Origin of the sequence: Chitinophaga sp. YIM B06452, assembly GCF_039655965.1 — a bacterium.
Classification (GTDB): Bacteria; Bacteroidota; Bacteroidia; order Chitinophagales; family Chitinophagaceae; genus Chitinophaga.
On the sequence record NZ_JAWLKY010000002.1, the window covers coordinates 1,187,309 to 1,205,837 of the forward strand.

Genomic DNA, 18,529 nt, shown 5'->3' on the forward strand with positions numbered 1-18,529 from the left:
AATACCATACTCAGCAACCTTTATACGGCGTTAACCTCAAAAAAAGGATTTCTTTTGCCCGCCGGTGCTTTTTATCGACGGCTACCCCGGTTCCAGCCTGCTTTCCCGCTTGCCTGCAGTTCAGCAACATTATTACTCAACAACTCCCGGAACCAGTGGCCGGATGCTTTCACCGTCCGCTGCTGCGTTTCATGATCTACATGCACCAGCCCGAAGCGCGCGTTGTATCCTTCAGCCCATTCAAAATTATCGGTGAGCGTCCATGCGAAATAACCGCTCACGGGCGCTCCTGCCTGTTTGGCCAGCAGCACGGCCTGCAGGTATTCTTTAAAATACGCGGTGCGGTCCGCATCGTTTACCGCGCCGTTCACCAGCGAATCTTTAAAGGCTGCGCCGCTTTCGGTTACGACAATTTCCTTCACGCCTTCGTATGCGGCAAACTGCTGTAAGATGCTGTACATTCCCGCCCCGCTGATCTCCCAGCCCAGCGCGGTCTGCGGCACGCGGCGAGAGCCTGGCTTCACTTCAGACGCCTGTATGTAAGGCATGAACGCATTGTAACGGATCACCAGCGGGAAATAATTCTGTATGCCGATAAAATCAAAGTCGAACGGAAGCTTTTCCCAATCGCGCCAGAGCGAATACCGCCGGCCGATCCGCTTCAGCAGGGGAAACACGTCGGTAGGGTAACCCAGGCCCAGCGCGGGTTCTATAAAAAGACGGTTGAACAACGCGTCCGCCCGCAGGGCCGCCTGCTGGTCGCGCTCGTTGTTGGTGTAAGGAATGATCTGCGAACAGGAATAAGTAGTACCAATGCGCGCATCCTGCACTTCTGTGCGAACCGCCCTTCCTCCTTCAGCCTGCGCCAGCGCCACATGATGCACGGCAGGAAAAAAATAGCTCAGCCCGAACTTGCCCGGGGCATGAACGCCCAGCATATACCCGAGCGAAGTAAAACCAAAAGGCTCGTTCAGCACGATCCAGTTTTTCACCTTATGACCGTAGGCCCGGGCACAGAGATTGGCAAATTCCTCGAATGCGAACACGGTGCCGCGGTGGCACCAGCCGCCCTTGTGCTCGAGCGCCTGCGGAAGATCCCAGTGATAGAGCGTAACATATGGTTCCATCCCGGCTTCCAGCACGGTATCTATCACACGGTGGTAAAAATCAATACCGGCCTGGTTCACCGCGCCGGTGCCGTTCGGCAGGATGCGGGGCCATGAGAGGGAAAAACGGAATACGTTGAAGCCGAGGGAACGCGCCAGGAAAATATCTTCCCGGTAACGGTTGTAAAAGTCACAGGCGGTGCGGGCATGCGTGCGGTCTTTGATCCTCCCTTTCCTGTCCTGGAACGCATCCCAGATGGAAAGACCCTTGCCGTGAACATCGTGGGAGCCTTCGTTCTGGAAAGCGGAGATCACTACTCCCCATTTGAAATCCGGCCCGAAATCTTCTCGCGTAAAAGCCATGATGGGGCAAGTTACGGATTATGCGCATTTATGGGCCTCCCGGCAGCAATTTAACAATTTAACAATTTCACGGCCCCGTTGTACCTTTGCACACGTATGATAACTAAATATCCCGGCCAGGCCCTGGCGCTGATCATGATGCTGGCAGCATGCAACAACCAACCCGCGAAGCAGAAAGGCCACACCGTTCCTTCCGTGGTGGAACAGCTGAACCCCATGCAGCTGGTACCCGGAGGGGAATTTGAAATGGGGGCTGACGATGATTCCGGCCAGCCAGACGAATACCCGAAGCACCTGGTAAAGATCGATTCCTTCTGGATGGATGAGCATGAAGTGACCAATGCCGAATTCGCGGCTTTCGTGAAAGCCACCGGCTACATCACTACTGCTGAAAAGCCCATTTCCAAGGAAGAGATCATGGCTACCCTCCCGCCCGGCTCTCCTGAGCCGGACAGTGCGGACCTGCTCCCGGGTTCCCTCGTTTTTGTGCCTACCACAACAGCTGTAGACCTCAGGGATGTCAGTCAATGGTGGAGCTTCGAGCGCGGCGCCAGCTGGCAGCATCCCGAAGGGCCGGGCAGCGATCTTAAAGGCAAAGAGCAGCATCCGGTTGTGCACATCAGCTGGGACGATGCGCAGGCCTATGCCAAATGGGCCGGGAAAAGACTGCCTACCGAAGCGGAATGGGAATATGCCGCGCGTGGCGGGCTGAAGGGCCAGCCATTCCCCTGGGGCTCTGAAACACCGCAGGCAAGCCCCGGCAAGACCAATATCTGGAACGGCCATTTCCCTTACGAAAACACACAGGCTGATGGCTTTTATGGTACCGCTCCGGCGAAATCCTTTGCAGCTAACGCTTTCAAACTATATGACATGGCCGGCAATGTGTGGGAATGGACCGCAGACTGGTACGACAACAGCTATTACAGCCAGGTGAAACCCGGAACGCGGAACCCTGAAGGTTCCAATACGCCGAACGATCCTTCCGATGATCCAAGGAATGTAAAGCGCGTGATCCGGGGCGGTTCTTTTATGTGCAGCGATGAATATTGCAGGGGTTACAGGGTATCGGCAAGAATGAAAACAACACCTTCCTCGGGCTTATCCAACCTCGGTTTCCGTTGCGCGCGCAGTGCGCGGTAATGTTGAAAAATGAAACCGGCAGACTGGAAAGCCTGCCGGAAATATCATAGGTTATTTCTTATCAATTCTTGCATCAGGTTTATCGGAAAGCGCTTTATTGTTTCACGATGATCGAGCTCATTTCGGCGTTGGACAGTTTTACCCGCACTGCGTAAGAGCCGGCGGGGAAGCGGCTCAGGTCCACCTGGCCCTTATAGGCCCCTTTAATACCCGCCAGGGACTGGCGGTATACCGTTCTCCCATTCATATCCTTCACTTCCAGGAAATTGTTGCCGGCTTCGGGAACCGTAAATGCAATGTTCATGATCCCTTTGGTCGGATTCGGATAGATCGTGTTCACCGCATTATCCGAGCCTTCTGTTCTGGAAAGGGTCAGCACACTTCTCTTGGTGTTGGAAGCTGCTTCAGTTGCCTGGGTGGAATCGGGTATCCCGCCAGCGGCCTGGGGTGCATAAGTACCTGTTACAGTCCTTTCCACCACCGGTTCACCTGCAGACGTTGTCGTTCTTTTCCGGCCATAACCATTGACTACCACCTCTTCCTTCACGTCTCCTGTTGTTGCGGTCCTTTTTCGGCCATAGCCGGTTACAACCACCTCTTCCTTCGCATCTCCTGCTGAAGCATAGTTCTTTGCGGGCTTGCCATAACCGGTTACTACCACTTCTTCCTTAACTTCTCCTGCCGAAGCACTGCTCTTTGCTGGCTTGCTGCCGTAACCTACTACTACCACTTCATTCAGCGGTCGTGTTTCTTCAACTTCGCCACCCTTGGCCGGCGACGCATAACCTGTCACCACCACTTCTTCCAGCTTTTTCCCTTTCACTTGTTTTTTAGTAACGATAAGGATCACGCCGTTTTGCCCCGCAGGACCGTATAATGCGGCAGCGGATTTATCTTTCAGGATATGAATGGATTCAATGGAATTCGGGGCAATATGATTGAGGACCAGTTCACCGGGCGGATAAGGCTTTCCATCCACCACAATGAGCGGCTTGTGGCTGGTATCAGGCCCATAGAGGACAATATTGCCCGTACCTTGCGATTTCAGTAAATTCCCCTGATCACGCGGCTCTTCGCTGGAAATGATTTCCCATTTGTCAACTTTGCCGGCAGCAGGTTTGCCGGGAACGCTATCGTTACGGGAGATGATGATCCCGCTTACCTGTCCCGTCAGATTAACGGCGGAGACCGTAAGTGTTTCCGGCTTCCGGCTTTTGACGTCGATGGTCTGGAATTCATCCGCTTTCAGCGATTTGAATTTTTCTTCCACTGGTTTGGCCAGCTCTTCCCCGGTACTGAACGCATCCGGAACCGGGTTGGCTGTTGCGGGCGGCACCGTATCCCTGCCGGGTTCCAGCACTTCTTTCACTTCACTCACCACGTTGTGCACCACCGCGCCGGCTTTTGTATAGTTCAGGGATAAAAGGACGCCGCATACCACGCCTGCCAATACTCCATAGCGGTAGAGCTGCACGCGCGATGATCTTGTTTTGTTCATCATTTTGATGCGGTTTTTTAAATGAGAGAAATTAAAATTGTTGGCTACTCCCGCTACGTGCTGCGCAGCGCTTACCTTCACAAGGCTGTATTGGTAAGCCGTGGCGTTCACGCCGGAACGCAGTATCCTGCGGTCGGTCAGGAATTCGAGGTTCTCTTTCACGGCGGTTTTCATAAGCCACGCGCCGGGGTTGAACCAATAGAAGACATTATTCAGTTCGCTCATCATCACATCTGCTGAATGCCATTCCTTTACATGCACCTGCTCGTGCTGCACGATGGCTTCCAGCTCTTCCGGCGTGTGCAGTTCAGGGTTTACATAGATGTTGCGGAAAAATGAAAAGGGATTTACGTTGCCGTCCATTTTGCGGATGGACTGCTGCTGCAATGTTACCTTTTCCGTTCTACTATGCAGCATCAGCAGCGACACCAGCTGTATCAGCAACCGGAGGCCCATCACGGCCACACCCGTCCAGAAAACCCATTCCAGCAGCACCCAAACGGTAAATGCTTCCGGGCCTGCAGCTTGCTGCAGCACGCCGAAGTCCGGTACATACTGTACTACCTGGTATGCGAGCGTTTCGTTGCGGGTGAAAAAATCGTTCACATCTACCAGTGGGAACAATGATGAAAAGACGATCCCGGTAAGGAGGAACACGCGGTTGAGGGTATAAAAGGTAAGCCGGCGAAGCCCCAGCCGGTAGGCAAGGTAAAAGAGGCAGAGCGCGATATTGGCTTTTATCAGGTATATGAACAATGCGGTCATACCGTTGATTTATAAGGGTTCAGCATTACTTTTTCCCGATCATGTTGATGATCTCCTGCAATTCTTCAGGACTGATCTTTTTGTCTTTGGCGAAAAACGTGACCAGTTCTTTGTAAGAGTTTTCGAAATAATCTTTCACGAAACCGCTCATGAACTTCTTCTTATATTCTCCTTCTTCAATAGCCGGCGTGTATTCGTACACGTTACCGATCTTGCGGGCGTCCACATAGCCTTTTTTCTCAAGGTTTTTGATGGTGGAAGCAAGCGTGGTATAAGGCGGGGCGGGCGCGGCATGCGCTTCCAGGAAGTCTTTCACAAACCCGCTGCCCACTTTCCAGATGGCCTGCATCGCAGCTTCTTCCTGTTTCGTCAGTTTTTCCATATAATGAACGATTTGAAATTTTATAATTTATAATCCAAAGGCAGCATTTCCGCCATTTTCTCCCAGCCCCAGTATTGTTCGCAGATCACGTCCATAGGGGCTTCCAGGTTGCCGTTCTGATCCATTTTTACTTCCGGCGCGAGCAACTGCAGCACGGAGGTCTGCCAGCTTCGTTTGGCATCCGGCGGCAGCATGGTGCTGACGTATAGCTTGTCCTCTTTTTCTTTTTTGTAGGTCACGTAAAGCAGGTCTTTGAAATTCATCACATAACCGTTGCCTGATCTGTACACCATGCTGTCATAAGGCAACGGCGCGGTATACAGGTAACTCACATATTTAGAAAACATTTTAGGTTTCTGCATTTTCACCTGCCCCGACTGCAGCTCTTCTTCAGGCTCCACGAAATCCCTTTTCCTTTCCTTGCGCACCAGCTTCTGTACTGTATATCCGTCCTGCTCCAGCGTTCTGTTCGCCAGGCTTTTGTAGAACTGCATGGTAGAGCCAAGGTATGCGGCTTTCCTGTTGTCCGCCCACTTTTGCGCTTGCCTTTTATTCCGCGGCTTCATCGGTTCAAACATCGGGTTGCCGTAATACATGGAGTAACCCTTGCGCATGTCGAATGTAAAATGCATGAGCAGGAACTTGATGCGGTAACCCAGCGCAGCATTGTCTATCACCAGGAAGTCGTCTGCAGCGGCGGTGAGCGTGTTGGTGGCCTGGTCATATTTCAGGTCCACGATCTCACCGTTCAGCAGCTGGCATTGCTGCGCAAAGCTGCTCCGCCCTACAAACGTCTGCACGAATATCTTCATCCATCTCTCCCGCTCGGGGTCCTTGCGCACGACGTACTCTTTCAGTACGCCCGCTTTCGGCTTCAACACCACGGTCACGCCGCTCACATCTGCCTGTACTTCCACCGGTGCTATCACCGGCTCATATCCAAGATAAGAAACGATCAACTCATACTTCCCGGGCGGAATGCCCTGTATCGCAAACGTTCCCGCCTCTGTGGTCCTGTCTCCCAGCGTGGTCTGGTTCAGGAAGGCGCTTGCAAAAGGCAACGGTTTGCCGCTCTCGTCCTGCACCTTTCCGGAAACTTTGAATACCGTTTGCGCAACGGCGGGTGTTAGTCCTGCGGCCAGCCAGATCCATATTCCAAGCAAAACGATCTTCATAATTACGATACTATCGTAAATCTACGAACAGTTCGTAACACTTCCAAATAATATTTTTCCGCAAAAAAAGCCAGCCTTTGCGGGGCTGGCCTGTTATGGTCGGAGAAGTTATTATTTAAGCAGTTCTTCCAGCTTACGGTTCAGGTCTTCCGCGCGCAGGTTGCGGGCGATGATCTTCCCTTGCGGGTCTACCAGCACATTCTGCGGGATGGCGCGGATGCCGTACAGCTTGCCTACTTCGTTGCCCCAGCCCTTGAGGTCGGAAACGTGCGTCCAGGTGAGGCCGTCCTGCTCAATGGCCTGCAGCCATTTGTCCTTACGCTCGTCGAAGGAAACGCCCAGGATAGTGAAGCCTTTTTCTTTGAAACGGTTGTAAGCCTTTACCACGTTGGGATTCTCTGCGCGGCAGGGACCGCACCAGCTGGCCCAGAAGTCCACCAGCACATATTTTCCGCGGAAAGACGCGAGAGATACGGGATTGCCTGTTGCATCCCTTTGGTTGAAGTCGATGGCAGGCTGACCCACGGCCAGTTTCCTGGCAAGCTCCACGCGGTGCTCAAATTCTTTGGCTGAAGGGTATTTGCGGACAGATTTGGAGAGCGCATTAAAAAGCGGTTCCACTTCATCGGGGTTCAGCTCGTAGCCGGCCACCTGGTTCAGCACATACATCCCGATGGGTGTTTCGGGATTGTCTTCCAGGTATTTCCGCATCACGGCCTTTTTACTGGCTTCCAGCTGCTCCAGGCGGGTCTCTGCTTTTTTGAGCTTGTCCTCGTCTTTGGATTCCGCGGCTTCGCGGTATTTCTTTATGGCTGTTTCGTAGTCTTTATTCACCGAGCGAAGCAGATCGTTCAGTTCGTTGAAGGCGCCCTGCTCATGCGTGCCGCCGGCTTCCGCTTTGGAGGCGGGAGTGGCAAGGTTCAGCTGGGTAGTGCCTTTCCCAAGGAAAATAAGCGCTATTTCCTTCCTGCCCATAGAGTTGTCGGGCATTCCGGGAATTACAGCGAAGATCTGCGCCAACTGCGGTTCCGGGATTTCGCCGGTAAAAGAGAATTTTCCATCATTGGCGATTGCGCTGTCCATCTTAAAAACCCCCGCCGTTCTCATCCTGAGATAATACTTGGCCGGTTTTTCCTGGTTCGCGTCCGCTATGCTGCCTTCGATATGGTACTGGTAGGTTTTTGTTTTCTTATCCTGCGCCAACAACATTGCAGCCGGGCTCATCAGCACAGCTGCAAGGATCAATTTCTTCATACTTGGTAACAGTTTATGATGTGCTGCAACAAAGTTGGCCATTCCACCCGCCAAAAGCAAGGCTAAAATGATAAGCGGTCCGGCAGGGGCTTATCGCAGCACCTCTTCCAGCTTCTTTTCAAGTGCGCGGCCGCGGAGGTTGCTGGCAATGATCTTTCCCTGCGGGTCTACCAGGAAGTTCTGCGGGATACCCTGCACACGGTACAGCTGTGCTACAGCGTTTGCCCAGCCCTGGAGGTCAGACACCTGGGTCCATTCCAGGCGGTCCTGCTCGATGGCTTCCAGCCAGGAGGCCTTGTTTTTATCCAGCGACACGCCGAGGATGGTGAAGTTCTTATCCTTGAATTTATGGTAAGCCGCCACTACATTGGGGTTTTCCTGCCTGCAGGGGCCGCACCAGCTGGCCCAGAAGTCTATCAGCACATATTTGCCCCGGAAAGAGGAGAGTTTTACCAGCTTGCCTTTGGGGTCTTTCTGTTCAAAATCCTTTGCCATACCCGCGTCAGCCTTTTCAGCCTTTACCGCGGAGATCTCTTCTGCTATGGATTTTCCGAATTTGGTGTTCCGCACGGAAGCATCCAGTGAACCGAACTGTTTGCTGAACTCATCTTCCGTAAGCCTGTCCTTCAGCTCACCATAGAGCAGGAACAAGCTGGCCTGGGCCTTGGGATGGTCTTTCACGAAGCTCATGCCTGTATTCATCAGCTGTGTTTCAAAGTCGGTGGCCTTGGCGCGGAACGCGGCTTTGGCGGCTTCGTCATCGCTGTTGATGGTAGCTGCTTCGGTATTCAGCTCCTGTACTTTTTTCAGCACGGGCTCCATGGCTTTGTGGTAGGCCTGCATCCACTGGGTTTGCTGCCCGGCTTTCACGGTCTTGGCCACAGGAAAGCCGGCTGCGTCGCCCTGTATTTCCACCTCGTTGTTTTCCGCCACCAGCAGCATCGGGTATTGCTGGCCTTCGAGCAGCAGGGCGAACATATCGTCTTTCGCCGGTTTGTAGGCGGTCTGGAAGGAGAATTTCCCGTCTTTCAACACGGAAGAATCACGCGTATTACCGTCTTCGCTGACGAAATACAATTTCTGCCCTTCCTGGGCCGGTGCAATGCTGCCGCTTACCCTGAACTGTGCATTGGCAACAAAAGCTGCTGCCAGTAAGGAAAAGAGGATGGATACGGTTCTCATTTATGACGGTCTTTTAATACGGTTATCACATCTTCGAGCGTGAAGCCCTTGGCCTGCAACAGGATCAAATAGTGGAACAACAGGTCCGCCGCTTCGCCCAGGAACAGCTCCCGATTGTCGTCTTTGGCTTCTATCACCAGTTCCACGGCTTCTTCGCCCACTTTTTGCGCCACCTTGTTGATGCCTTTGGCAAACAGCGAAGCGGTATATGATTTCTCTGTCGGATTTTCTTTCCTGTTGCGGATCACCTGCTCCAGGCCGCTGAGGAACGATGCGGCGTCCTTGTTTTGCTCATTCCAGCAGGTATCTGCGCCGGTGTGGCAAACAGGGCCTACGGGGTGAACTTTCAGCAGCAGCGTGTCCTGGTCGCAATCCAGCGCGGCGCTCACCAGGTTCAGGAAATTGCCGCTTTCCTCCCCTTTGGTCCACAGCCTGTTCTTTGAACGGCTGAAGAACGTTACACGCTTTTCGGCCAGGGTCTTGTCCAGCGCTTCGCGGTTCATGTACCCCAGCATCAGCACCCGGTGACTGATGGCGTCCTGTATGATTGCCGGCACCAATCCGTCCGGTGACTTGGAAAAATCTACCTCCATATGGGTAAAAATCACTTTAAATATAATAAATATATATCAATCAGAAGCGGATCTGCACGCCTCTTTTGTAGAGGTAGTTCTTCAGCTCCGGTATTTCCATTTCCTTATAGTGGAAGATGCTGGCCGCCAGGGCCGCATCTGCGCCTGCTTTCTCAAAAACGTCCGCAAAGTGCTCCATAGTACCTGCCCCGCCGGAAGCGATCACGGGCACATGGAGATGCCGGGAAAGGCGGCCCGTAATGTCGAGCGCAAAGCCCTGCTTGGTGCCGTCGTTGTTCATGGATGTGAGCAGTATCTCTCCCGCGCCGCGGTCCACGGCTTCTTTGGCCCAGTCTGTTGTACGGCTCTCGGTCTTCACGCGGCCGCCGTTGAGGTATACAAACCAGTCGCCTTCTTCAAACCGTGTATCGATGGCCAGCACGATGCACTGGCTGCCGAATTCGCGGGAAAGATCGTTGAGCAGCTGGGGGTTCTTAAATGCCGCGGTGTTCACAGACACTTTGTCTGCACCGGCATTCAGCAGCACGCTCACATCTTCCACGGAAGAAATGCCGCCGCCTACGGTAAACGGGATGTTCACGTGACGGGCGATGCGGGTCACCAGTTCCGAAAGGGTCTTCCTTCTTTCGTTGGTGGCGGTGATGTCGAGGAATACGAGCTCATCCGCACCCTGCGCTGCATACAGCGCTCCCAGTTCAATGGGATCGCCGGCGTCGCGGATATTCTCGAAGTTCACGCCCTTCACGGTGCGTCCGTCCTTGATATCGAGGCAGGGTATGATGCGTTTTGTAAGCATATCAGATAAATTTCTTCAGTTCCTGTAATGTAATGCGGCCTTCATAAATGGCCTTGCCGATGATGACGCCCGCAAGGCCCGCAGCCTGTAATTCTTCCACATCGCTTATCCCGCTCACGCCGCCGCTGGCGGTAAGCTGGATGCCCGGCAGCTCTGCAATGATCTTTTTATAGAGGCCGGTGGAAGGGCCCTGCAACAGGCCGTCTTTCGCGATGTCTGTACAAAATACTTCTTTCACGCCGCGCTCCAGGTTAGTGCGCAGGAAGTCGAAAATGCTGCGGTCGGTGGTTTCCAGCCATCCGCCTACGGCGATCTTTTCTTCTTTCACGTCGGCGCCGAGAAACATTTTACCGGCCCCGTACTGGTTCAGCCAGCTGAAGAACAGCTCGGGCTGCTTAACGGCCACGCTGCCGATGGTAGCCAGCGCGGCGCCGGATTCGAACACCACCTTCAGGTCGTCGCCGCTTTTGATGCCGCCGCCGAAATCTATGACCAGACCGGTCTTCCCGGCAATGGTTTCCAGCACTTTCCAGTTCACGACAGCGCCTTTCTTTGCGCCGTCGAGGTCTACGAGATGCAAACGTTGGATGCCGCTGTCTTCAAATTCCTGCGCTACTTCCAGCGGGTTTTCGTTGTATACTTTTTGCTGCGCGTAATCGCCTTGTGTGAGGCGCACACATTTCCCGCCGATGATGTCTATGGCGGGGATGATGTTGAAAGTCTTTTTGGAAGCGGGTTCCACGGGTATTTTCATTTTGAAGAAAGGAAGGTCGTCTTTAAAAAAGCGGTCGCTGAAAACGGTGAAGCCCAGCTGCCGGTAGAAGGTCAGCGCGCTTTCGCGGGCATTGCACCAGAGGGTGCTGATACCTTGCGAGCGGCATACTTCCAGCAGGTGCTGCATCATCTGTTTCCCGAAACCTTTGCCCTGCTGATCGGCAGCGGTGGCCAGCTTGCGGAACTGCGCGGAGTCGCCTTCTATAAAAAGCGACACCACGGTTACCAGCCGGCCGTCTGCATACAGGCCGTAATGCAGGCCGTCCGCATCATGCGGCAGCGTCACCCGGTCCAGCGGCCAGGTGGGGTACATCACGTCCCTGCGCAATTGCAGCGTATCTGCCGTGGTAATATTCCTGATTTGTATGCTCACAGTCGTAAAAAGCTCTCGATGATGTTCTGGCCTGCTTCCGCAGACTTTTCCGGGTGAAACTGCACAGCGTAGAAATTATCTTTCTGCAAAGCCGCGCTGTAATTGATCACGTAATTGGCGATAGCCGTGGTTTCGGAGCCCAGCTCCGCGAAATAGCTATGCACGAAATACATGTAGTCGTTCTGGTTCACATGCTCGAATATCACGCTGTGCAGGCCGGTGATATTGTTCCAGCCTATCTGCGGAATCTTCAGCAGGTTCTCCACCGGGCTCTGGAACTTCTTCACTTCCAGGTCAAACACGCCGATGCAGTCTGTATCGTTCTCTTCGGAATGTTTGCAAAGCAGCTGCATGCCCAGGCAAATGCCGAGCACCGGCTGCTTCAGGTCCCTGATAAGCGTATCCAGCTTGCGTTCGCGCAGGTAAGCCATGGCTGTACTGGCTTCTCCCACGCCGGGGAATATCACCTTGTCCGCCGCTTTCAGTTCTTCCGGGTTGTCCGTCACGGTAGCTTCCACGCCCAGCCTTTCGAGGGCGAAGAGCACGGAGCGGGTGTTGCCGGCGTTGTATTTGATGATCGCTGTCTTCATCAGTTATTAATTATTTTTCAAAGGTCTGATGAAACCTTGCGGCTTCTTCCGGCCCGGTTTCATTAGTTTAACTTTTGATGCCTGCCACAAATTCTTTCACGGTAGCCTGCAAGTTAGCACTGTTTTCGATGGCTTTCACAAATGCGCTGCCGATAATTGCGCCGTTACTGTGGCGGCAGGCTTCGCGGAAGGTCTTGCTATCCCTGATGCCGAACCCGATCAGGACGGGATTGCGCAGGTTCATCGCCTTCAGCCGCTGAAAATATGCTTCCTGGTGGCTCATATCCTTGTCCTTTCCCGTCGTGGAGGAAGATGAAACGGCGTACACGAAACCGTTGCTCACGCTGTCAATTTTCCGGATGCGCGCTTCGCTGGTCTCGGGCGTTACGAGGAAAATATTATGCAGGCCGTACTTTTCGAACAGCAGCTTGTATTCCGCCTCATATTCGTCCATTGGCAGGTCCGGCAGAATGAGGCCGTCCACGCCGGTTTCGGCGCATTTCTGCAGGAATTTCTCCACGCCGAACTGCATCACGGGATTCATGTACCCCATGAGGATGAGCGGCAGGGAAACCTTATCCCGCAAGCCTTTCAGCTGTTCGAACAGCACGCTGATGCGCATACCGTTCTTAATGGCGCGGGTGCTGCTTTCCTGTATCACCGGGCCATCAGCCAGGGGATCGGAAAAGGGCATGCCCAGCTCCACCATGTCTGCCCCGCTCTGCTGCAGCGCCTCCACTATGGTTACGGTATCGTTCAGCGAAGGGTAACCGGCTGTGCAGTAGACGTTGAGTATGTCTTTCGGTTTATTTTGAAAGAGTTGATCGATCCTGTTCATGCTCTTTTACTTTAAATGTTTGATATAGGTTTCCAGGTCTTTGTCGCCGCGCCCGCTAAGGCATACCACCACTACGTCTTCTGACTTCAGCGGCAGGTCTTTCAGCTTGGCCAGCGCATGGGCCGATTCCAGCGCGGGAATGATGCCTTCGAGAAGGCTCAGTTCATAACCCGCCGCCAGCGATTCATCGTCTGTGGCATTCAGGAAAAGCGCCCGGCCTGTCGCGTAAAGGTTCGCGTGCATCGGCCCCACGCCGGGATAATCCAGCCCTGCGGAAATGGAATGCGGCTCCACGATCTGCCCGTCGTCCGTTTGCATTAGCAGGGTTTTGCTGGCATGGATGATGCCCGGTTTACCCAGCTGGCTCGTAGCGGCGGAATAACCGCTGTTCACGCCCTGGCCCGCCGCTTCAACGGCCACCAGCTTCACTTTCTCCGCATCGGTGAAATGGAAGAATGCGCCTGCGGCATTGCTGCCCCCGCCTACGCAGGCGATCACATAATCGGGCTCAGCCTTGCCGGTCTTTTCCGTAAGCTGCTGCCTGATCTCTTCACTGATCACGGACTGGAAACGCGCCACCATATCAGGATACGGATGCGGCCCTACTACGGAACCAATGATGTAATGGGTATCCACGGGATTGTTGATCCAGTCGCGGATCGCTTCGTTGGTAGCGTCTTTCAGCGTTTTACTGCCGCTGGTGGCGGGCACCACGGTAGCGCCCAGCATGCGCATGCGGGCCACATTAGGCGCCTGCCGCTGGATGTCTACACTGCCCATATACACCACGCATTCCAGCCCCATCAGCGCGCAAACAGTGGCAGTGGCCACACCATGCTGGCCTGCGCCGGTTTCAGCGATGATGCGTTTTTTTCCCAGCCGTTTGGCCAGCAGTATCTGCCCGATGGTATTATTCACCTTGTGTGCGCCGGTATGGTTAAGGTCTTCCCGCTTGAGATAAATTTTCGCCTTATACTTTTCAGACAAACGTTTGGCGAAATACAGCGGAGAAGGCCGGCCCACGTAGTCTTTCAGCAGCTGTTCAAATTCCTGCTGGAAAGCGGGGTCGGAAATGACCTGCATATATTGCTGCTGCAGCTCTTCTACATTGGGATACAGCATTTCGGGGATGTATGCTCCGCCGAACTCGCCGTAGTAGCCTTTTTTATTGACATGATATTTGGATTGTGATGTATTCACCGCGATATCCATGATCCAGTTATTTTTTGATTGTGTTGATGAATGCTGCTACTTTATCCATGTCCTTCACGCCGGGAGCAGTCTCGAACCGGCTGTTCACGTCCAGCGCAAACAGGTGCTTATGCCGCCATCGCAGCACGGCTTCGGTATCGCCGGGACCAATCCCGCCGCTGAGGAAAAAAGGTTTATCGTAACTGTAGTCATTGAGCAATTCCCAGTTGAACTGTCTGCCTGTACCGCCATACTCCTTGCTGGCAGTGTCGAACAGGAAATAGTCGGTTACCGGCATGAAAGGCGCTGCGTTGTCCGCGCCATTGGCCTTCTCTCCCATCGGGAAAGCCTTTACAACGGGAACGGACAAACGAAGTTTCCGGCAAACGTCGATCGATTCTTCACCGTGCAGCTGCACCATATCCAGGCCATAATCTTTCACCGTCTGCAATACCTGCTGCGGGTCCGCATTCACGAACACGCCCACTTTCCCGATCTGCTGCCCTATTTCACGCACGGTGCGCCCGTCCAGCTTATTGCCGGCGAAGCGCGGGGATTTGCCATAAAATATGAACCCGGCGTAATCCGCCTTCAGCTGTACCAGCGCGTCCAGGTCTTCTTTCCGGGTAATGCCGCAGACTTTTATCTTCATAATGAAGCCAGTTTTTGAGTGAATGATTCGAACGCGGCGCCCGGGTTTTCCGCTTTCATAAAATGCTCGCCGATCAGGAATCCGTCAAAACCCGCGTTGCGGAGGGTGACGATAGTAGCGGGGTCGTCCATGCCGCTTTCGGCCACCTTGCTGTATTCCGCGGGTATTTGTTTGAGCAGTTCCATGGAGCGGTAAATGTCTACCTGGAACGTTTTCAGGTCGCGGTTGTTGATGCCCACGAGGTGCGTATGCGGGGTGATCTTGTCCAGCTGGTCGGCAGTATGCACTTCCAGCAGCACTTCCAGCCCCAGGTTATGCGCAAATTCCGCGAGGTGCTTTACTTCCGCCTGCGTAAGGCATTCGGCGATCAGCAATATCACGTCTGCCCCGATGGCTTTGGCTTCCAGTATCTGGTACTCCCCTATCACGAAATCTTTCCGCAAAATGGGAATGACGTTCGCTGCCCGCGCTGTTTGCAGGTCGTCCATAGAACCGCCGAAATAATTTTGGTCCGTGAGCACACTCAGGCCTGATGCGCCGTGGCGGGCATAGGCCGTCGTCACTTCCTGCACGGTGGCGGTGGCGTTGATCACGCCTTTGGACGGGCTTTGGCGTTTGAATTCCGCAATAATACCGTTCCGCCCCGGTTGCTTCAGGTAGCTGCGGAGCGACAGCGGCGTGCGCTGGAACATGGAAGTGCTCTCCAGTTCCTGCGCGGGCCTTACCTTTTGCCTTTCCGCCACTTCCACGGCCTTGTGCGCGGTTATTTCTGCCAGGATGTTCTTCATACGGTGTTATTGTAAGGAAATAAGTTTTTGGAACACTTTATATGCCGCGCCTGATTCCAGCGACTCCACAGCCGCCTGGAAACATTCGTCGTACGTCGGGTATTTTTCGAGGCAATACAGGCCCATGGCGGCGTTGGCCATTACCACGGAATGCTGCGCCCAGCTGCCTTCGCCTTTCAGCACTTTCAGGAAGAGCTTCGCCGCATCTTCAGTAGTGTTGCCGCCGAAAATGTCTTCCGCATGCACTTTCCTTTTGCCGAGGGCTTCGGGCGTCCAGTCCTGCTCACCTTTGTTGGTGATGATGCGGGTATCGCCGGTGAGGGAAATCTCATCATAACCGTCAAGGCTGTGCACGATGGCGTAACGTTTATCTGTTTGCTGGAAGAGGTAATTGTAAATGCGCGCCATTTCGAGGCTGTACACACCGATCAGCTGGTGCTGCGCAAACGCGGGGTTTACCAGCGGGCCGAGCATGTTGAAGAACGTACGCACGCCCAGCTGACGGCGCACCGGCGCTACGTTTTTCAACGCCGGGTGAAATAGCGGCGCATGCAGGAAGCAAATGCCCGCCTGCTCCATCTCCTGTTTCAGCCTGCTTTCGTCGTTCTTGAACTTGTAGCCCAGGTTTTCCATCACGTTGGAAGCGCCGCTGATAGAAGACACGCCGTAGTTGCCGTGCTTCGCCACTTTTCCGCCCGCGCCCGCCACCAGGAAGCAACTGAGTGTGGAGATGTTGAAAGTGTTCTTTCCGTCGCCGCCGGTGCCCACAATGTCCAGCACGTTATCTTCCAGCTTCACCGGCACGCACAGCTCCAGCAGTGCGTCACGGAAGCCCAGCAGCTCTTCGATGGTGATGCTCCGCATGAGGAACACGGTCATGAAAGCCGCCAGCTCGCTTTCGTTGTATACACCTTTGGAAATATTGGTCAGTATTTCCCTTGCGCTTTCGCGGCTGAATGTTTTATGTTCGAACAGATAGTTGAGTATCTTTTTCATTGTCCTGATTTTATTGTGTTACAGCCCTAACCAGTTGCGGAGGATCTGCTCTCCCTGCGGCGTGAGCACGCTTTCCGGGTGAAACTGCACACCGCAAACGTCGTATTTCCGGTGCTGCAGCGCCATGATGTAGCCATGTTCGTCGCGGGCGGTTACTTCCAGCTCCGCGGGCAGCGTGGATTCATCCACTACCCAGGAATGGTAACGGCCTACTTCCAGCTCTTCCGGCAGGTTGGCAAACAGCCGGCCGTTGCGGGAAATGATGTTGACGGGAGTAGCCACGCCGTGATACACATCGGTAAGATTGGTCAGCTTTGCGCCGAAAGCCTCACCAATGGCCTGCTGGCCCAAGCAAACGCCGAATATCTTTTTGGTGGGCGCGTATTGTTTGATCAAAGGCAGCAGCAAGCCTGCTTCTTCAGGAATGCCGGGGCCGGGGGAAAGAATGATCCGGTCGTATTGGTCCACATCTTCCAGCCTGATCTCGTCATTCCTTACCACGGTTACCTTTCCGCCGATGATCTTCTCCACGAGGTGAACGAGGTTGTAGGTGAACGAATCGTAATTATCAAATACCAGGATGTTCATATCAGATATTTTGCGCCAGGATAATGGCCTGTTTTAATGCATTGAGTTTATTGTTCACTTCCTGTAATTCAGAGCTGGCCACGGATTTGGCCACCACGCCCGCGCCCGCCTGGTAGTACAGCGTATTGTTCTTGCTGAGAATGGAGCGGATCATGATGGCATGATTGAAATCGCCGTTGAAACCTACAAAACCCACACAGCCGCCGTAGAACCCACGCGCAGTGGGTTCGTAGCTGTCTATCAGCTCCATGGCCTTGTATTTGGGTGCGCCGGATAAAGTGCCTGCCGGGAAAGTGGCCGCCAGTATGTCGAACGGGCTGCTGTTGGGTTCCAGTTTGCCGGTCACCTCGCTCACGAGGTGGATCACGTGGGAGTAATACTTGATCTGCCGGTAAGTTTCCACTTCAACGTCTTTGGCGTAACGGCTCAGGTCGTTGCGGGCAAGGTCTACCAGCATCACGTGCTCTGCATTTTCTTTCGGATCTTCCAGCAGCTGGTCTGCAAGAAGTTTGTCCTGCTCATCGTTGCCGGTGCGCCTGAAAGTGCCTGCTATCGGGTGTATCACTGCCTTGCTGTCTTTGATGATGAGCTGCGCTTCAGGCGAGGAGCCCATCAGCTTATAATCACCATAGTCAAAATAAAAGAGGTAAGGGGATGGGTTGATGGAGCGGAGGGCGCGGTACACATTGAACTCGTCGCCGCTGAACTGCCTGTGGAAGGCGCGGGAAAGCACGATCTGGAATACATCGCCGCGGAAGCAGTGCTGCTTGCCTTTTTCCACCATTTCCATATAGGCTTCGTCCGTCATATTGCTTTGTTCTTCACCTTTGCCGGCAAAGGAATACATGGGGAAGTCCTTGTTGCGGATAAGCGATTCCACGAAATCGAACTCGCTTTCCTGGCCGTCTACCTGGTTTTCGATCAGGTACATATCGTCTTTGAAATGGTTGATGGCGATCACATACTGGTAAAAACGGTAACGCATCAGCGGGATGGTATTGCCTGCGGCCGGGCGTTTCTGAAAGCAGATCTTTTCGAAGAACTGCACGGAATCGTAGGCGCTGTAGCCGTAAAGGCCTTCCCCGAAAGGAATGGGCGGCTTTTCGGCGAACTTGAAACTCTTCAGGAAGGTATCCATCTCTTTGAGCACGGCGGCTTTGCTGGAGAGCTGCTTGCGTTCTACGGGCTGGCCGGGGTATTTGAACTCAAAGATGTCCGTGGAGGTCACTTCAATGCCTGCAATGGGCTTGATCCCGATGAAGGACCAGCTGTTCTCGCTGGCATTGGAGTCCGTGCTTTCCAGGAGGATGGAGCCGGGGAATTTGTCGCGGATGCGGAGGTAGATGCTGACGGGTGTGAACACATCAGCGAGCATCTTCTTTGACTTTGTTTTTACCTGAATTTGTTTCATGCGTTCATAATTGTCTTTTCATTGGCCGCATGGCATCTTCGATGTCATACGCAATCATTCGTCTTTTTTAT

Annotated in this window: 18 protein-coding genes; 1 reads left to right on the top strand and 17 read right to left on the bottom strand. The window is 53.7% G+C overall.

The window, feature by feature from the left end; genetic code table 11:
- Positions 1 to 71: 71 nt before the first annotated feature.
- The gene (locus tag R3I13_RS14575; protein WP_346318699.1) at positions 72 to 1,469 is read right to left on the bottom strand and encodes a GH1 family beta-glucosidase; all 1,398 of its coding nucleotides are present in this window, start codon (positions 1,467 to 1,469) and stop codon (positions 72 to 74) included.
- A 96-nt stretch (positions 1,470 to 1,565) separates the two neighbouring features.
- Between R3I13_RS14575 and R3I13_RS14580 the strand changes: the two genes are divergently transcribed.
- On the top strand, positions 1,566 to 2,612 hold the full coding sequence (locus tag R3I13_RS14580; RefSeq protein ID WP_346318700.1) for a formylglycine-generating enzyme family protein: 1,047 nt from the start codon (positions 1,566 to 1,568) through the stop codon (positions 2,610 to 2,612).
- A 94-nt stretch (positions 2,613 to 2,706) separates the two neighbouring features.
- Here R3I13_RS14580 and R3I13_RS14585 read toward each other — a convergent pair whose 3' ends face one another.
- The 16 genes from R3I13_RS14585 to R3I13_RS14660 all read right to left on the bottom strand — a co-directional run bounded on the left by R3I13_RS14585 (position 2,707) and on the right by R3I13_RS14660 (position 18,458).
- Positions 2,707 to 4,875 (bottom strand): T9SS type A sorting domain-containing protein, encoded by a 2,169-nt coding sequence (locus R3I13_RS14585; RefSeq protein ID WP_346318701.1) that lies wholly within the window; start codon positions 4,873 to 4,875, stop codon positions 2,707 to 2,709.
- 25 nt (positions 4,876 to 4,900) lie between these two features.
- The gene (locus R3I13_RS14590) at positions 4,901 to 5,257 is read right to left on the bottom strand and encodes a BlaI/MecI/CopY family transcriptional regulator (RefSeq protein WP_346318702.1); all 357 of its coding nucleotides are present in this window, start codon (positions 5,255 to 5,257) and stop codon (positions 4,901 to 4,903) included.
- A 20-nt stretch (positions 5,258 to 5,277) separates the two neighbouring features.
- On the bottom strand, positions 5,278 to 6,432 hold the full coding sequence (locus R3I13_RS14595; RefSeq protein WP_346318703.1) for a carboxypeptidase-like regulatory domain-containing protein: 1,155 nt from the start codon (positions 6,430 to 6,432) through the stop codon (positions 5,278 to 5,280).
- A 111-nt stretch (positions 6,433 to 6,543) separates the two neighbouring features.
- On the bottom strand, positions 6,544 to 7,686 hold the full coding sequence (locus R3I13_RS14600; protein WP_346318704.1) for a TlpA disulfide reductase family protein: 1,143 nt from the start codon (positions 7,684 to 7,686) through the stop codon (positions 6,544 to 6,546).
- A 90-nt stretch (positions 7,687 to 7,776) separates the two neighbouring features.
- A complete protein-coding gene (locus R3I13_RS14605; protein ID WP_346318705.1) occupies positions 7,777 to 8,868 on the bottom strand; it encodes a TlpA disulfide reductase family protein in 1,092 nt (363 codons plus the stop codon).
- Complete coding sequence (hisIE, locus tag R3I13_RS14610) at positions 8,865 to 9,461, bottom strand: bifunctional phosphoribosyl-AMP cyclohydrolase/phosphoribosyl-ATP diphosphatase HisIE (protein ID WP_346318706.1); 597 nt, start codon at positions 9,459 to 9,461, stop codon at positions 8,865 to 8,867. The genes R3I13_RS14605 and hisIE overlap by 4 nt, the downstream gene beginning before the upstream one ends.
- Positions 9,462 to 9,501: 40 nt before the next feature.
- A complete protein-coding gene (gene hisF / locus R3I13_RS14615) occupies positions 9,502 to 10,257 on the bottom strand; it encodes an imidazole glycerol phosphate synthase subunit HisF (protein WP_346318707.1) in 756 nt (251 codons plus the stop codon).
- Between the two features lies 1 nt (position 10,258).
- On the bottom strand, positions 10,259 to 11,404 hold the full coding sequence (gene hisA, locus R3I13_RS14620; protein ID WP_346318708.1) for a 1-(5-phosphoribosyl)-5-[(5-phosphoribosylamino)methylideneamino]imidazole-4-carboxamide isomerase: 1,146 nt from the start codon (positions 11,402 to 11,404) through the stop codon (positions 10,259 to 10,261).
- The gene (gene hisH, locus R3I13_RS14625; RefSeq protein ID WP_346318709.1) at positions 11,401 to 11,994 is read right to left on the bottom strand and encodes an imidazole glycerol phosphate synthase subunit HisH; all 594 of its coding nucleotides are present in this window, start codon (positions 11,992 to 11,994) and stop codon (positions 11,401 to 11,403) included. Before hisH ends, hisA begins: the two co-directional genes overlap by 4 nt.
- 67 nt (positions 11,995 to 12,061) lie before the next feature.
- The gene (gene trpA / locus R3I13_RS14630) at positions 12,062 to 12,832 is read right to left on the bottom strand and encodes a tryptophan synthase subunit alpha (protein WP_346318710.1); all 771 of its coding nucleotides are present in this window, start codon (positions 12,830 to 12,832) and stop codon (positions 12,062 to 12,064) included.
- A gap of 6 nt (positions 12,833 to 12,838) precedes the next feature.
- Positions 12,839 to 14,044, bottom strand: a complete 1,206-nt coding sequence (gene trpB / locus R3I13_RS14635) for a tryptophan synthase subunit beta (RefSeq protein ID WP_346318711.1) — start codon at positions 14,042 to 14,044, stop codon at positions 12,839 to 12,841.
- Positions 14,045 to 14,051: 7 nt separating this feature from the next.
- Positions 14,052 to 14,675: a phosphoribosylanthranilate isomerase gene (locus R3I13_RS14640; RefSeq protein ID WP_346318712.1), complete on the bottom strand. Its 624-nt coding sequence runs from the start codon at positions 14,673 to 14,675 to the stop codon at positions 14,052 to 14,054.
- Complete coding sequence (trpC, locus tag R3I13_RS14645; protein ID WP_346318713.1) at positions 14,672 to 15,463, bottom strand: indole-3-glycerol phosphate synthase TrpC; 792 nt, start codon at positions 15,461 to 15,463, stop codon at positions 14,672 to 14,674. The genes R3I13_RS14640 and trpC overlap by 4 nt, the downstream gene beginning before the upstream one ends.
- Positions 15,464 to 15,469: 6 nt before the next feature.
- Positions 15,470 to 16,459, bottom strand: a complete 990-nt coding sequence (trpD, locus tag R3I13_RS14650; RefSeq protein ID WP_346318714.1) for an anthranilate phosphoribosyltransferase — start codon at positions 16,457 to 16,459, stop codon at positions 15,470 to 15,472.
- Between the two features lie 18 nt (positions 16,460 to 16,477).
- Positions 16,478 to 17,047, bottom strand: coding sequence for an aminodeoxychorismate/anthranilate synthase component II (locus R3I13_RS14655; protein ID WP_346318715.1), 570 nt, complete (start codon positions 17,045 to 17,047; stop codon positions 16,478 to 16,480).
- Between the two features lies 1 nt (position 17,048).
- Positions 17,049 to 18,458, bottom strand: coding sequence for an anthranilate synthase component I family protein (locus tag R3I13_RS14660; RefSeq protein ID WP_346318716.1), 1,410 nt, complete (start codon positions 18,456 to 18,458; stop codon positions 17,049 to 17,051).
- Positions 18,459 to 18,529 lie beyond the last annotated feature (71 nt).

Coding starts and splice junctions, on each gene's coding strand:
- R3I13_RS14575 (WP_346318699.1), bottom strand. CDS start 1,469: ATGGCTTTTACGCGAGAAGATTTCGGGCCGGATTTCAAATGGGGAGTA.
- R3I13_RS14580 (WP_346318700.1), top strand. CDS start 1,566: ATGATAACTAAATATCCCGGCCAGGCCCTGGCGCTGATCATGATGCTG.
- R3I13_RS14585 (WP_346318701.1), bottom strand. CDS start 4,875: ATGACCGCATTGTTCATATACCTGATAAAAGCCAATATCGCGCTCTGC.
- R3I13_RS14590 (WP_346318702.1), bottom strand. CDS start 5,257: ATGGAAAAACTGACGAAACAGGAAGAAGCTGCGATGCAGGCCATCTGG.
- R3I13_RS14595 (WP_346318703.1), bottom strand. CDS start 6,432: ATGAAGATCGTTTTGCTTGGAATATGGATCTGGCTGGCCGCAGGACTA.
- R3I13_RS14600 (WP_346318704.1), bottom strand. CDS start 7,686: ATGAAGAAATTGATCCTTGCAGCTGTGCTGATGAGCCCGGCTGCAATG.
- R3I13_RS14605 (WP_346318705.1), bottom strand. CDS start 8,868: ATGAGAACCGTATCCATCCTCTTTTCCTTACTGGCAGCAGCTTTTGTT.
- hisIE (WP_346318706.1), bottom strand. CDS start 9,461: ATGGAGGTAGATTTTTCCAAGTCACCGGACGGATTGGTGCCGGCAATC.
- hisF (WP_346318707.1), bottom strand. CDS start 10,257: ATGCTTACAAAACGCATCATACCCTGCCTCGATATCAAGGACGGACGC.
- hisH (WP_346318709.1), bottom strand. CDS start 11,994: ATGAAGACAGCGATCATCAAATACAACGCCGGCAACACCCGCTCCGTG.
- trpA (WP_346318710.1), bottom strand. CDS start 12,832: ATGAACAGGATCGATCAACTCTTTCAAAATAAACCGAAAGACATACTC.
- trpB (WP_346318711.1), bottom strand. CDS start 14,044: ATGGATATCGCGGTGAATACATCACAATCCAAATATCATGTCAATAAA.
- R3I13_RS14640 (WP_346318712.1), bottom strand. CDS start 14,675: ATGAAGATAAAAGTCTGCGGCATTACCCGGAAAGAAGACCTGGACGCG.
- trpC (WP_346318713.1), bottom strand. CDS start 15,463: ATGAAGAACATCCTGGCAGAAATAACCGCGCACAAGGCCGTGGAAGTG.
- trpD (WP_346318714.1), bottom strand. CDS start 16,459: ATGAAAAAGATACTCAACTATCTGTTCGAACATAAAACATTCAGCCGC.
- R3I13_RS14655 (WP_346318715.1), bottom strand. CDS start 17,047: ATGAACATCCTGGTATTTGATAATTACGATTCGTTCACCTACAACCTC.
- R3I13_RS14660 (WP_346318716.1), bottom strand. CDS start 18,458: ATGAAACAAATTCAGGTAAAAACAAAGTCAAAGAAGATGCTCGCTGAT.